This window comes from Kitasatospora sp. NPDC006697 (assembly GCF_042869935.1).
GTDB lineage: Bacteria > Actinomycetota > Actinomycetes > Streptomycetales > Streptomycetaceae > Kitasatospora.
In genome coordinates, this window is the sequence record NZ_JBIAGU010000024.1 from 128,864 (window position 1) to 142,972 (window position 14,109).

Genomic DNA, 14,109 nt, shown 5'->3' on the forward strand with positions numbered 1-14,109 from the left:
GACATCACCGTACCACGCTGATGTCACCTGATGACATCACCTCGGCGCCGGCGCCCGGCGGCACTAAACTCGCCGCATGGGACGATGGGAGCCTGGGGCCGGTGGCCGACTGCGTGAAGCCGCGCTGGACCTGTATCTGGAACGCGGCTTCGAGCAGACCATGGTGGCCGACATCGCCGAACGGGCCGGAGTGACCGCCCGCACCTTCTTCCGCCACTTCGCCGACAAGCGCGAGGTCCTTTTCGAGGCCTCGGCCGAGTTGGAGCAGCGGTCGGTGGCCGCGCTGGAGGCGGCGCCCGCCACGGCGTCGACGCTGGACCTCGTCGCCGCCGCGCTCGACGCGGTGGTCGACGTCATCGGACACGACCGCGAGTTCGCGCGGAAGCGGCATGCGGTGATCATGGCGAACCCCGGCCTCCGGGAGCGTGAGCTGATCAAACTCGCGGACCTGTCGGCCGTCGTCGCCGACGGGCTCCGCCGGCGTGGCATCGAGGAGGTCGAAGCGGGCCTGGCCGCCGAGGCCGGCTCCGCGGTGTACCGGGTCGCCTTCCAGCGATGGGCCGATGCCGCCGACGGGCTCGACCTGCACGAGGCCATCCGCCAGTCGTTCGCCCAGTTGCGGAGCCTGACGGCCGCCGGCTGACTTCCTCGGCGGCGCAGGGCCGCGAGTCGTGGGCGCTCGCTGCCTTAATCGTCCGTGTACTGATGACCCATCGGGTGATGCCGACCCGGCCGTCGGGGAATGGCCAAGGACGTTTCTTAGGTTAGCCTTACCTTATGAACAGCGCTCTGCTGGCCGCGTCCACGGCCGGATACACCACGCCTCCGCTCTGGCGGATCCTCACCAAGTCCGGGTACTTCATCGGCCTGAGCGCAGCCATCGGCGCAACCGTCACCTACGCGACCACCGTCCGGCCGGCCCTCCGCGCCCCGGCGGGCGCGGACGGGGATGCCGCGGTGCTGCACCGGCGGATGGCGCGCTACCTCGCCTGGTCCGGCGTGGTGCTGCTGGTCACCGGATACCTCCAGCTCGCCGGCCGGGTCGCCCGGGCCGGCAAGGGCATGCCGTTCTCGGACGCACTCGCACCGGACCGGATCTGGCACTTCCTGCGCGCACCCGCCGCCAAGGGCGCCTGGATCGCGCAGGGCACCATCTACGCCGTTCAGAACGTCCTCCTGATACTGACCGCCGTCATCCTGGCGGCCCTCTTCGCACCCGCCGCCCGGCGGCGACTGGACGCGCTCGCGCTGACCGCACTGCCGCTCGCCCTCGCCACCACGCTGATCGCCGCGGTCCCGGCCGCCAAGCCGAAGAACACGGACAGCGTGCTGGACCTGGCGTTCGATCAGGTCCACATCGTCAGCGGCACGGTCTGGCTCGGCGGCCTGGCCGTCCTGCTCGCCCTGGCCGGCACCCGGGGCCGACTGGGCGCCACCACCGCCGGACTGCTCTGGGCCGACCTGTGGCGCCGCTTCAGCCTCGTCGCGATGGTCTGCGTCGGCGCCGTGGTCCTGTCGGGGATCTGGCTGGGCTGGCGCCACGTCGGCGCGATAGACCAGCTCTGGACCACCGGCTACGGCCTCGCCCTGCTGCTGAAGCTGCTGCTGGTCCTCGGCCTGGTCGCGGCGGGCGCCGTCAACCAGTTCTGGCTGATGCCCCGGATCGCGCAGGCCCGCCGGGCCGACGACACCTCCTCCCTCCTGCACCTGACACTGCGCCACTTCCCGAAGGTCGTCTGGGCCGAGGTCGCCCTCGGCCTCGGCGTCCTGGGGGTCGTGCCCTTCCTCACCGGTTCCGCCCGCAGCGAGGCGCACAGCGCGCAGGCCGCATCCTCGGCCAGCGTCTTCGCGGCCGGCGCCGCCCTCGCCCTCGCACTGGCCGTCTCGCTCATCGCCACGGCCAAGGCGTCCGACGCCCTGGCCCGACGGCAGCCCGTCGTCGTGTCCTGAACCGGCGGTGGGGTAGTAGGCGTCTTCGGTCGACCATCAGTTCATCGAGGGCTACAGGCTGTCGTGCTCAGCTGCCACCACGCCGACCAGGACCCGTTGGATACCCCGCCCGCCGTCGCGGTCAACCGCGCAGGGCAGGCAGGACGTGCTGCCGGTAGGCGTCGAAGAACGCCTCCTGGTCCGGCCCGATCTGGCCGACGTAGACCTCGTCGAAGCCGGCCTCGGCGTAGGCGCGTACGGTCTGCGCGTGCTCGTCCGCGTCGGCGCCGCAGGTGACGGCGTCGGAGACCATCTGGCGGGTGACGAGCTGGCTGGCCTGCTCGAAGTGGGCCGGGGTGGGCAGGATCTGGGCGAGCTCGCCGGGCAGCAGTTCGGTCGGCCACAGCCGGTGAACGGTGTCGACGGCCTTGTCCCGGTCCGGGTTCCAGCACACCTTGACCCCGCCGATCACCGGCTTGCCGGCGCCGCCGCCCTCGCGGAAGGCCGAGACGAGGTCGGTGTCGGGGGTCATGGTGACGAAGCCGTCCCCGATCCGTCCGGCGAGCTCGGCCGCGTTCGGGCCGAACCCGGACACGTAGATGGGCAGCGCGTCAGTCGGGGCGGTGTAGAGGCGGGCGTTGTCGACGGTGTAGTGCCGGCCGCGGTGGCTGACCAGGCGGCCGGTGAACAGTTCGCGCATGACCTCGATCGCCTCTTCGAGCATGGCGGCGCGGTCCGCGAAAGAGGGCCAGGGGTCCCCGTGGATGTGCTCGTTCAGCGCCTCGCCGGTCCCGACTCCGAGGGTGAACCGGCCGTCGAGCAGCACGGAGGAGGTGGCGGCGGCCTGTGCCGTGACGGCCGGGTGCAGGCGCACGGTGGGGCAGGTGACCAGGGTGGTGACGGGCAGGTCGACGGTTCGGGAGAGGGCGCCGATCATCGACCAGACGAACGGGCTGTTGCCCTGGGCGTCGTTCCACGGGTGGAAGTGATCGGAGATCGCCAGGCGGGTGAAGCCCGCCTGCTCGGCGCGCCTCGCCTGGTCCAGCAGCTCGGCGGGGGTGAACTCCTCGCAGGAGAGGAAGTAGCCGTACTCGGTCATCGTCTCGCGCTCCTTTGCTCGTCCTCGGTGCGGGCTCCTCGGGTGCGGCTACCCGGCCGCCGCCTCGGGACACCACGCCGCTGCCCGCATTCGCCAAGCCCGACGCCGCCGAGGCCGACGCCCGCCAAGGCCGCCGCGGGTCAGCAGCCGTCCGCGAGGCGATGGGCCGTCTCCAGCATCAGGGCGTGGACGAAGGCCTGGGGCAGGTTGCCGCGCAGCTGGCGCTGGGCGACGTCGAACTCCTCCGCGTACAGCCCCGGCGGCCCGCAGGCGGCCCGGTTGCGTTCGAACCAGCGCAGCGCCTCCCGCTCGTCGCCCTGCTGGTGGTGGGCAAGGGCGACCAGGAACCCGCAGAGCAGGAACGCGCCCTCCGCGTCCTGAAGGGGCCGCTGGTCGTGGCGGAAGCGGTAGCAGTAGTGGTCCTCGCCGAGGTCGGCCAGCACGGCGTCCAGGGTGGCGCGGGTGCGCGGGTCGCCTGCCGGGATGGCGCCGCGCAGGGCGGGCAGGAGCAGGGCGGCGTCCACGCCCGGATCGGACGGGGAACGCTGCCACCGTCCGCTGGGGTGCAGGCAGTCCTGGTCGGCCTCGGCGACGATCCGGTCGGCGAGCGCCTCCCAGCCGGCGGCGAGTCCGCGGCCGGACGCGGGGTGGGCGCCGGCGAGGGCGCGCAGCCCGGCAGCGCAGGTCAGCCGGCTGTGCGTCCAGCGGTCGGGGTGGAGTTCCCAGATCCCGGCGTCCTTCTCACCGTGACGCGCGGCGATCGCCTCGGCGGCGGCCTTCGCGGCGCGCCAGCCGTCGGCATCGAGTCGGCCCCGCCGGGCCGCCGCGGCGAGCAGCAGGAGGCCCTCGCCGAAGCCGTCGAGCTGGAACTGGCGGTTGACCCGGTTGCCGACGACGTCGAACCCTCCCGGGTAGCCGGGCAGATCCAGGGTGCGCGGATCGGGGAGCGGGCAGCCGTCGGCCGTGTAGGCCGGGGCGAGGTGCGGGCCGTCCTCGAGGAGGCGGGCGGTGACGAAGCCCACCGAGCCGTCCAGCAGGGCATCGGCTCCGGCGGCGGCCGCGGCCTGGCCGATGTAGGCCTGGTCGCGGATCCACACGTACCGGTAGTCGTAGTTGCGGCCCTGCTCCGCTCGCTCGGGCAGGCTCGTGGTGGCCGCGGCCACCGTTCCGCCGCCGGGGCCGGTCATGCCGCGCAGCACCGCGTAGGCGTGTCGGGCATCGCGCCGGCCCAGCACCGCACCCATGTCGGGTACGTCCGCCTTCCAGGCCGCCTCGGTGGCCCGCCACAGCAGTCCCGGCTCCTGCGGCCCGTCCAGCGGCTGGTCGGAGATCTCCAGGACGAGGTCGTGCCGCTGGCCGGCCTCCAGTCGCAGCCGGGCGGTCAGGGCGCCGGAGCCGTCCGGGTCCGAGTCCGCCAGCCCGGTCAGCCGCAGGTGCAGGTCCGCCGCGCGCGCCGTCCAGTGCCCGTCGTCGGTGCGTCGGACCCTCCGCAGCCGGTGCTCGCCGAATCCTGCGGCCACCTGGAGGGTCACCCTGACCTCGGCGGGGCCGTCCACGGCGACGAGCCGGCGCAGCAGGACGGCCCGGTGGGGGTCACCGGGGTGGGCGAGGGCTTCGCGGCACTCCACGATCCCGCCGGTGGTGACCCAGCGGCTACGCCAGATCAGGGTGCCGTCCTCGTAGTAGCCACCCCACACGGAGGTGCCGGTGGGGGTGACGGTGTACCAGCCGGGTCCGCCGATGAGGGCGGCGAAGACGGCGTCGCTGTCCCATCGGGGTGCGCACATCCAGACGATGTCGCCGCGCGGGCCCACCAGGGCGCCGCGGTGGCCGTCGGCGAGCAGGGCGTAGTCGCGCAGCGCGTGCGGGGCCGGCGCGGTGGCGCTCTTCGGCACTCGGGTTCTCCTCCGGCGGGTGGGGGCGTGGGCGGTGTCCGGCCGGCAGGCACGGTGGCTACGGGGCGGTGCCGGTGGTGCGGGTGTGGCGTTCGAGGACGTCCTGGCGTGGGGTCAGTCCCAGGCCCGGGGCGCCGTCGTGGCCGGGGTGCAGCTCGCCGCCGGCCGGGTCGAGGGTGGCGTCGAAGAGGAGGGTCTCGATGCGGACGTGGTCGTGGAACCACTCCAGGTGCCGCAGGTTCGGAACCGCAGCGGCGGCGTGGGCGTGGGCGTGCGGGGCGCAGTGCCCGGACACCTCCAGGCCGTGGGCCTGGGCGAGGGCGGCCGCGCGCAGCCAGACGGTGATGCCGCCGCAGCGGGTGGCATCGGCTTGCAGGCAGTCCACGTGCGGGGCCATGGCGGCGAAGTAGGGCAGGGTGAAGCCGTACTCGCCGGCCGCGACCTCCACCGTGACGGCGTCCCGGACCCGGGCGAGGCCGCCGAGGTCGTCGGAGGAGACCGGTTCCTCGAACCAGCGCACGTCCAGCTCCTCGAACCGACGGGCGAGGCGGACGGCCTGCTTGGCGGTGTAGGCGCCGTTCGCGTCCACGTACAGCTCCGCGTCCGGCCCGATGACCTGCCGTGCCTTCCGGACCCGGGCCAGGTCCCGCGCTTCGCGGGTGCCCCACCCCTCACCGATCTTGATCTTGACGCGGGGAATCGCCTGCTGCTCCACCCAGCTCCGCAGCTGCGCTTCGAGCGGATGGTCGTCGTAGGTGGTGAAGCCGCCGCTTCCGTAGACCGGCACGCTGTCCCGGGCGCGGCCGAGGAGGTCGGTGAGCGGCAGGTCGAGCAGGCGGGCCTTCAGGTCCCACAGGGCGATGTCGACGGCGGACAGCGCGTAGCCGCCGGCACCGGGACGCCCGGCGTTGCGCAGCGCCCGGTGCATCGCCTCGTTCGCGGCGGGCACGTCGAAGGCGCTGCCGCCGACGGCGTGCTCGGCGAGCAGGTCGGTGATCACGTCCGCGCAGGCCGCGGCGCCGTAGGTCCAGCCGTACCCGGCGGTGCTGCCGGAGCCGGCCCGGACGAGGACCATGGTGGTGCTCGTCCAGGTGGCGGTGCCGTCGGCCTCCGGCGTGTCGGTGGGAAAGTCGAGGACCCACACCCGAAGGCCGTCGACGGTCGGCGTCGCCCGGGCGGTCATGAGGCCTCGCCGGCCGCGCGCTGGAGGGCCGCTCGGGCGAACTGCAGGAAGTCGGCGGCGGCCGGCGCGGACAGTGTCGCGGTGGCCAGGCGCGTGGCGTGGCCGGCGAGCGGGCGGTCGGCGTCGCCGGCGTAGGCGCGGGCCTCGCGGTGCAGGCGTTCGTGCAGCGAGTGCCGAAGGGCGGCGGGTGATCTCACGGCGTCCTCCTCAGGCGGCGGCGGGCGATCAGCGCGGCCCCGGCGGCCAGGCCCGTCAAGGCGCCCGCGGCTGCCGCGGCCAGGAGTCGTCCGGCTGCGGGGTGGGGTCCCGGGCGGGCGACGGCCTTCTCGGGGTGGTCGGCGGGCGCCGGGCCGTCGAGCGCCATCGCGAGGGCTTCCGCCAGGTGCACGGCCCGGCGGCCGGTGTCGGACTGCTCGATCTGGGTGCGGCAGCTGAACCCGTCCGCCAGCACGAAGGCGCTCGGTGCGGTCTCGCGCACGGCGCCCAGCACGCCCTGCTCGGCGATCGCCTGGGACAGCTCGTAGTGGCCCTGTTCGAAGCCGAAGTTGCCGGCCAGGCCGCAGCAGCCCTCGTCCAGCACGTCCGCATCCAGGCCGGCGCGGTCCATCAGCGCGCGGTCCGGATCGGCCCCGAGAACGGCGTGCTGGTGGCAGTGCGTCTGCACCGTCGCCGCCCGGCCCACCTTGGGGGGCTGCCAGTCGGCGGCGTGGTTGACCAGCTGCTCGGCGAAGGTGCGCACCTGGGCGGCGAGGCGGACGATGTCCTGGTCGCCGGCGAGCAGGTCCGGGGCGTCCGTGCGGAACACCGCCGCGCAGGAGGGCTCCAGAACGATGATCGGGGTGCCGGCCTCCAGCCACGGCCGCAGCACCCGGGTGGTGCGCTGCAGGACGCGCTTGGCGGTGGCGAGCTGGCCGGTGGAGATCCAGGTCAGGCCGCAGCACACGGGGCCCCGGGGGACGGCAACGCGAAAGCCGGCGTCCTGAAGGACCTTCACCGCGGCCTGCGCGATGTGGGGGTGGAAGTGGTTGGTGAAGCTGTCCGGCCACAGCACCACGGTCAGCGGGTCGTGCGGGTCGGGCTCCTCGCGTCCGCTCCGGTGCCAGCCGTCCTGGAAGGTGGCGGCGGCGAACAGCGGCGCGTCACGGCGCGGGTCGATCCCCGCCAACTGCTTGCCGAGCCGGCCGAGGCCGGGGGCGTGCAGGACGGCGTTGGCCAGCCCGGGAGCCAGGCGGGCGAGCTGGGCCCAGAGCGGGAGCCAGCCCATCGCGTAGTGGGCGGCCGGGCGCAGCCGCCCCTGGTAGTGGTGGGCGAGGAACTCGGCCTTGTAGGTGGCCATGTCCACCCCGACCGGGCAGTCGGACTTGCAGCCTTTGCAGGCCAGGCACAGGTCGAGGGCATCACGCACCTCGGTGGAGCGCCACCCGTCGGTGACCGGGCTGTCCTGGTGGCCGCCGAGCATCTCGAACAGCAGCCGGGCCCGGCCCCGGGTCGAGTGCTCCTCCTCCAACGTGGCCCGGTAGGAGGGGCACATGACCCCGCCCTGGTGGGTGCGGCAGTTGCCGACGCCCACGCACCGCATGACGGCCTGCCCGAAGTCGTGGTCATCGTCGGCGTAGGCGAAGTGCGTGTCACGGTGGGGTCCGGGGCGCCAGCCGGCGCCCAGGCGCAGGTTCTCGTCGACCCGGTGCGGGTGGACGACCTTGCCGGGGTTCATCCGGTTCCCCGGGTCGAACAGCGCCTTCACCTCGCCCATGGCGTCGACCAGTGGCCGGCCGAACATGCGCGGCAGGAGCTCGCCGCGGGCCTGCCCGTCGCCGTGCTCGCCGGACAGGGAGCCGCCGTAGGAGGCGACCAGGTCGGCCGCGTCCAGCAGGAACGCCCGGAAGGCTTCGACGCCCTTGCCCTCGCGCAGCTCGAACGGGATCCGCGTGTGCACGCAGCCTTGCCCGAAGTGCCCGTACAGCGAGGCTTGCTGATAGCCGTACCGGTCGAGGAGCCGCTCCAGATCGCGCAGGTACGCCCCGAGGCTCTCCGGTGCGACGGCCGAGTCCTCCCAGCCCTCCCAGGTCTCCGAGCCGTCCGGCGGCCGGGCGGTCACCCCGAGCCCAGCCTCGCGGGCCTTGAGCATCTCCTGCTCGCGCGGCGGATCGTCGGAGAGCGCCACCGACGCGTCGCCCTCCTCGCGGCCGATGGAACGCAGCAGCTCGTACGCCTGCGCGTCGGCCTGCGCCTTGGTGTCCGCGGTGAACTGCAACAGGAGCCAGCTGTCGCCCTCGGGCAGTTGCTCCAGGGAGTCGAGATAGGCGTGCTCCTCGCGCATCAGGCGTGCCATGCGGCCGTCGATGGCCTCCAGTTGGGCGGGCCGGCTGTGCTTGAGCAGGTCGGGGACGGCGTCGGCCGCCTGGTAGATGTCGTCGAAGCCGAGCACCAGCAGTGCCTCCGCGGCGGGGACCTCGACCAGCCGCAGCTCGGCGTGCAGGACGGTGACGAGGGTGCCTTCGCTGCCGACCAGGGCTTTGGCGAGGTCGAAGCCGTTCTCCGGGAGCAGGGAGTCCAGGTTGTAGCCGGAGACCCGGCGCGGGATCTTCGGGTAGCCGCGCCGGATCTCGGCCAGGTGCCGGCCGGTGATGTCCCTCAGCCCCTGGTACAGGCGCGCCCGCGGCCCGCCGTCCGCCACGATCCGTGCGTACTCGTCGTCGCCGGTGGGGCCGGCCCAGAAGCGGGCGCCCTCGTAGGTGAGGACCTCCAGGCGCACCGTGTTGTCGACGGTCTTGCCGTAGGCCTGGGCGGAGGCGCCGCAGCTGTTGTTCCCGATCATCCCGCCCAGCGCGCAGTGCGTGTGGGTGGACGGCTTCGGCCCGAACATCAGTTTGTGCTCGGCGAGCTGACGGTTCAGCTCGTCCAGCACGATACCCGGCTCCACCACGCACGTCCGCTTCTGCGGATCGACCGAGACGAGGCGGTTGCAGTACTTCGTCCAGTCGATGACCACCGCGGTGTTGGTGCACTGCCCGCCCAGGCTGGTGCCCCCGCCCCTGGAGAGCACCGGCGCGGCGAACCGCGAGCACACCGCGACCGCCGCCGCCCCCGCCTCCACGGTCCGCGGCACCACCACGGCGAGAGGGACCTGCCGGTAGTTGGATCCGTCGGTCGCGTACGCCCCGCGGCTGCCCGCGTCGAAGCGCACCTCCCCGTCGACCTCGTCCCGCAGCGCGCGCTCCAGCGCCGCCAGGTCGAGGCCCTCGCCCGTGTCCTTGCCGGCCACGGTCAGCTCCCGCCGCCGGGCAGGAACTCCTGGATCTTCGCCTTGACGCCCTGCCTGACCACCGAACCGCGGTCGCTGTCGCCGTGCAGCACCGCCGCGGCGGCGGCCTTGATCTGGTCCCAGGTGGCGTGCGGCGGGATCGGCGGCACCGCCGGGTCGGTACGGAAGTCGATGACGAACGGCCGGTCCGCGGCCAGCGCCCGGTTCCACGCCGGCCCCACGTCCTCCGAGCGCTCGACCCGCACTCCGTCCAGGCCGAACGAGCGGGCGATGTCGGAGTACGGGACGTCCGGGAGGCTCTGCGAGGGCTCGAACTGCGGCGCGCCCTGCATCGCGCGCATTTCCCAGGTCACCTGGTTGAGGTCCTGGTTGTTCAGCACCGCGACCACCAGGCGGGGGTCGGTCCACTCGCGGTAGTACTTGGCTGCGGTGATCAGCTCGGCGAGGCCGTTCATCTGCATCGCGCCGTCGCCGACGATCGCGATCGCGGGGCGGTCGGGGTGGGCGAACTTCGCGCCGATCATGTACGGCACCCCCGGCCCCATGGTCGCCAGCGTGCCCGAGAGGGAGCCGCGCATGGTGCCGCGCATCCGCAGGTGGCGGGCGTACCAGTTCGCCGAGGACCCGGAGTCGGCGGCGATCATGGCGTCCTCGGGCAGCAGCGCGTCCAGGGCGTGCACGACGTACTCGGGGTTGATCGGGTCGGCCGCGACCTCGGCGCGTCGCTGCATCACCTCCCACCAGCGGGCGGCGTTGTCCTCGACGGTCTTGCGCCACGCGCCGTCACTCCTCGGCCGGAGCAGCGGGATCAGGCGTCGCAGGGTCTCGGCGGCGTCGCCGACGATGTTCGCCTCGAAGGGGTAGCGCAGCCCGACCATGGACGGATCGAGGTCGATCTGCACCGCACGGGCCTGACCGAAGTCGGGCAGGAAGTTGCTGTAGGGGAAGCTGGAGCCGACCACGAGCAGGGTGTCGCAGTCGCGCATCATCTCGTAGGACGGGCGGGTGCCGAGCAAGCCGATCGAGCCGGTCACGTACGGGAGCGTGTCCGGGAGGGCGTCCTTGCCGAGCAGGGCCTTGGCGACGCCGGCGCCGAGCAGGTCGGCGACCTGCTCGACCTCGGCGCGGGCGCCGCGGGCGCCCTGGCCGATCAGCATGGCGACCTTCTCGCCCGCGTTGAGGATCTCCGCCGCCCGGGCGAGGTCCTCATCCGCCGGGACCGGGGCGTAACGGGGAAGGCCGATGCTGGAGGGGACCTGCTTGAAGGCGTGCGCCGGTGGCTCGTAGTCGAGCTCCTGCACGTCGGCGGGGATGATCAGCGCGGTCACCGTGCGCCGGGTGGCGGCGATGCGCATCGCCCGGTCCAGGACGTTCGGGAGCTGTTCGGGGACGGTGACCATCTCGCAGAACTCGGACGCGACGTCCTTGTAGAGCGACGCGAGGTCGACCTCCTGCTGGTAGGAGCCGCCCATGGCGGTGCGGTCGGTCTGCCCGACGATCGCCACGACCGGGACGTGGTCGAGCTTGGCGTCGTACAGGCCGTTCAGCAGGTGGATCGCGCCGGGGCCGGAGGTGGCGGCGCACACGGCGGTGCGGCCGGAGAACTTGGCGTACCCGACGGCCTCGAAGGCGGCCATCTCCTCGTGCCGGGCCTGGATGAACCGCGGCTGGTCCTCGGCCCGTCCCCAGGCGGCGAGCAAGCCGTTGATCCCGTCGCCGGGGTAGGCGAAGACGTACTCGACCTCCCACTCCTGCAGCCGCTGCAACAGGTAGTCGGCTACCTTCATCGTCTGCTCCTCCTGGTCCGGTGCCCGCCGTCGTCCGCGCGGTGCGCTCGTCGGGTGCTCGGCTAACCGCCGTCGGCTCGCTCGAAACCCCGTCAGCGGCGGTTTCCGGACAGAACGGGTGGCTTCATGGATCGTGGCGGCAGTATCGCGAAGCCCCGCCCGAAGGGCGGCCAGGCATGCCCGGGGGAGGTCGGGCAGTCGCCCGCCCGGGGTAGAGGGCACCCCGGGCCGCCGCCGGGCAGAGGGCGGCGGCGGCCCGGGGCAGCGAGCCCGCTCCTTGCATCCTGGGAGAGACCCGAACGGAGAGAACGTGCTGGCCCTGACCGGTGGCTCGTTCGGCCCGGGGTCAGCTGACGTCGGCCGGGAAGCGGTCCCAGACCCGGTGGGCACCGAGCAGGCCGACCAGGCCCGCCACCAGCTCGTCCACGTCCTCGCCGGTCAGGACGCCGGGGGCCTGCGGGTCGACCCCCGCGGCGGTCCACACGGCCCGGGCGGACGGGTGCCCGGCGATCGGCTTGGCATGCCGGTAGGCCTCGTTGACGAGCAGTGCGACCCGGGAGTCGACCTGCGGGGAGCCGTTGGACTTGGCGTCGCGTGCACCGCGGTCGTCGGCGGCCGGAGCGGGGGAGCCGAGCACGAGCAGCGCGTCGAACTCGGTGGAGCGCGTCGTCGCGAAGGTGCGCTGCACGGTGAGGCCGTCCGCCAGGGGCGCCCCGGTCGGCCCGACGAGCAGGGCCGTCGTGCCGGCGGCGCGCAGTGCGTCCCGGGCCGCCCGGACCAGGTCCGCCCCGCTCACCTGGTCCGCGACGATGCCGACCAGCCGCCCTTCGGCCGGCCAGGTTCCGGTCGTCTGCGACAGGGCGGGACTGGGCGTGACCTCCGCCGGCGTGGCCGTGGCGTCCGGGGCGGGCAGACCGAGGCCGGTGGCGACCTCGGCGCACAGCACCGGGTCGATCTCGGCCAGCACACCCAGGGTCCGCTCCTTGATCGCGCTCTCGTGGACCTTGGAGAGTTCGAAGGTGTACGCGGCGATGACGTGCTCGCGCTCCACCGGGCTCAGGCTCGCCCAGAACATCCGGGGTTGGCTGAAGTGGTCGGCGAAGGAGGCGGGCGCCTCGCGCACCTTGGCGGCGGCCGCGATCGGCACGGGGTGCTCGATGAAGGCGTGCTCACCGGCGCCCGCGAAGAACGGGCAGCCGCCGTCGAGGGAGTTCGGTTTGTAGGGGGCGACGCCGCTGTGCACGGCGTCCTGGTGGAAGCCGTCGCGGAGCATGTCGTTGACCGGGGCGTGGGTGCGGTTGACGGGGATCTGGGCGAAGTTCGGGCCGCCCAGGCGGGTGATCTGGGTGTCGAGGTAGGAGAAGAGACGGCCCGACAGCAGCGGGTCGTCGGTGATGTCGATGCCCGGTACGAGGTGGCCGGGGTGGAAGGCGACCTGCTCGGTCTCGGCGAAGTAGTCGGTCGGGTTGGCGGTCAGCGTCATCAGGCCGATCGGCCGCACCGGGGCGAGCTCCTCGGGGACGAACTTCGTGGGGTCGAGCAGGTCGATCCCCTCGAACGTCTGCTCCGGGGTGTCGGGGAAGGTCTGGATCCCCAGCTCCCACTGCGGGAACGCACCCGCCTCGATCGCGTCCGCGAGGTCGCGCCGGTGGAAGTCGGGATCCGTGCCGCCGATCAGCTGCGCCTCCTCCCACACCAGGGAGTGCACGCCGAGCCTCGGCTTCCAGTGGAACTTCACCAGCGTGCTCGCCCCGTCGGCGTCGACGAGGCGGAAGGTGTGGACGCCGAAGCCCTCCATCATCCGGTAGGAGCGCGGGATGCCCCGGTCGGACATGTTCCACAGGGTGTGGTGAGTGGCCTCGGTGTGCAGCGACACGAAGTCCCAGAACGTGTCGTGGGCGCTCTGCGCCTGGGGGATCTCCCGGTCCGGGTGCGGCTTGGCGGCGTGCACGACGTCCGGGAACTTGATCGCATCCTGGATGAAGAAGACAGGGATGTTGTTGCCGACCAGGTCGAAGACGCCCTCGGTGGTGTAGAACTTCGTCGCGAAGCCCCGCGTGTCGCGGACCGTGTCGGCCGAACCACGTGAGCCGAGCACGGTGGAGAACCGCACGAACACCGGTGTCTCGACCCCATCGGCGAGGAACGCCGCCTTGCTGACCCCCGCCGCGGTGCCGTAGCCGCGGAAGACGCCGTGGGCCGCCGCGCCGCGGGCGTGCACCACCCGCTCCGGGATCCGCTCGTGGTCGAAGTGGGTGATCTTCTCGCGCAGGTGGTGGTCCTGCAACAGCACCGGGCCGCGCGGCCCGGCCTTCAGCGAATGGTCCGAATCGGGCAGTCGGGCGCCCTGGGCCGAGGTGAGGTACCCGCCGTTCTGCGCGCGCACGTCCCGGCCGCCGCCACCACGGCCGGTCGCCGAGACGACGGCCGGCCCGGCCTGGTCCGGCTTGGGCGGCAGCGGCGCACGGGGCTCGGTCGGCTCGGCGACCGTCGGAGGCTCGACACCGGGCGCGCCCGGCACCTCCGGACGGTGGCGATCCTTCGCACCGGTCACGGTCTCGGCCACGGCGTCCGCGACCTTCCGTACGGGGTTGGACTTGCTCATCGATCCTCCGGATCGGTCGGCCGCCTCCTCCGCTGTGGGGTGGACGGCTCGCTGGATGATGACGGCCACGCGTCCGGCTCCCGGTGCCTGCGCGGCCGACCCGGCCTCCGGTCGTCTGCCCGGCCGACGATGCCGTACGCCCCGTGGCCGGGCACGGTTCCATTCAGCCCCGGTGCATCGGGTACCGCGCGCCCGGCTGCGTCGTTCGGCTCAGCAGACCGGATCGCCGCGGGGGGGGGGGGGGGGGGGGGGCGGCCCCCCCCCCCCCCCCCCCGGGGGGCGCCGGGGGGCCGGGGGCCGCCCCCCCCCCCCCCCCCCCCCCCCCCCCGCCGCCCCCCCCCCCGCC

At 73.5% G+C, this 14,109-nt stretch carries 9 protein-coding genes; 2 read left to right on the forward strand and 7 right to left on the reverse strand.

Features of this window, described 5'->3' with window-relative positions:
- Positions 1-76: 76 nt before the first annotated feature.
- Both ACFYNO_RS28885 and ACFYNO_RS28890 read left to right on the forward strand, forming a co-directional pair.
- A complete protein-coding gene (locus ACFYNO_RS28885; RefSeq protein WP_388018814.1) occupies positions 77-643 on the forward strand; it encodes a TetR family transcriptional regulator in 567 nt (188 codons plus the stop codon).
- Positions 644-777: 134 nt separating this feature from the next.
- The gene (locus ACFYNO_RS28890) at positions 778-1,950 is read left to right on the forward strand and encodes a CopD family protein (RefSeq protein ID WP_388018817.1); all 1,173 of its coding nucleotides are present in this window, start codon (positions 778-780) and stop codon (positions 1,948-1,950) included.
- 121 nt (positions 1,951-2,071) lie between these two features.
- Here ACFYNO_RS28890 and ACFYNO_RS28895 read toward each other — a convergent pair whose 3' ends face one another.
- The 7 genes from ACFYNO_RS28895 to ACFYNO_RS28925 form a co-directional block, all read right to left on the reverse strand.
- Positions 2,072-3,028, reverse strand: coding sequence for a TIGR03557 family F420-dependent LLM class oxidoreductase (locus ACFYNO_RS28895; RefSeq protein WP_388018820.1), 957 nt, complete (start codon positions 3,026-3,028; stop codon positions 2,072-2,074).
- 140 nt (positions 3,029-3,168) lie between these two features.
- Positions 3,169-4,923 (reverse strand): glycoside hydrolase family 15 protein, encoded by a 1,755-nt coding sequence (locus ACFYNO_RS28900; protein WP_388018823.1) that lies wholly within the window; start codon positions 4,921-4,923, stop codon positions 3,169-3,171.
- A gap of 58 nt (positions 4,924-4,981) precedes the next feature.
- Positions 4,982-6,106: an enolase C-terminal domain-like protein gene (locus ACFYNO_RS28905; protein ID WP_388018826.1), complete on the reverse strand. Its 1,125-nt coding sequence runs from the start codon at positions 6,104-6,106 to the stop codon at positions 4,982-4,984.
- Positions 6,103-6,303 carry a hypothetical protein gene (locus tag ACFYNO_RS28910; RefSeq protein ID WP_388018829.1) on the reverse strand — a complete coding sequence of 67 codons (201 nt, stop codon included), beginning with the start codon at positions 6,301-6,303 and terminating at the stop codon, positions 6,103-6,105. The genes ACFYNO_RS28905 and ACFYNO_RS28910 overlap by 4 nt, the downstream gene beginning before the upstream one ends.
- Complete coding sequence (locus ACFYNO_RS28915) at positions 6,300-9,377, reverse strand: FAD-binding and (Fe-S)-binding domain-containing protein (RefSeq protein WP_388018847.1); 3,078 nt, start codon at positions 9,375-9,377, stop codon at positions 6,300-6,302. Before ACFYNO_RS28915 ends, ACFYNO_RS28910 begins: the two co-directional genes overlap by 4 nt.
- Complete coding sequence (locus ACFYNO_RS28920) at positions 9,374-11,158, reverse strand: thiamine pyrophosphate-requiring protein (protein ID WP_388018832.1); 1,785 nt, start codon at positions 11,156-11,158, stop codon at positions 9,374-9,376. Before ACFYNO_RS28920 ends, ACFYNO_RS28915 begins: the two co-directional genes overlap by 4 nt.
- 346 nt (positions 11,159-11,504) lie before the next feature.
- Positions 11,505-13,763 carry a catalase gene (locus tag ACFYNO_RS28925; protein ID WP_388018835.1) on the reverse strand — a complete coding sequence of 753 codons (2,259 nt, stop codon included), beginning with the start codon at positions 13,761-13,763 and terminating at the stop codon, positions 11,505-11,507.
- Positions 13,764-14,109: the final 346 nt, after the last annotated feature.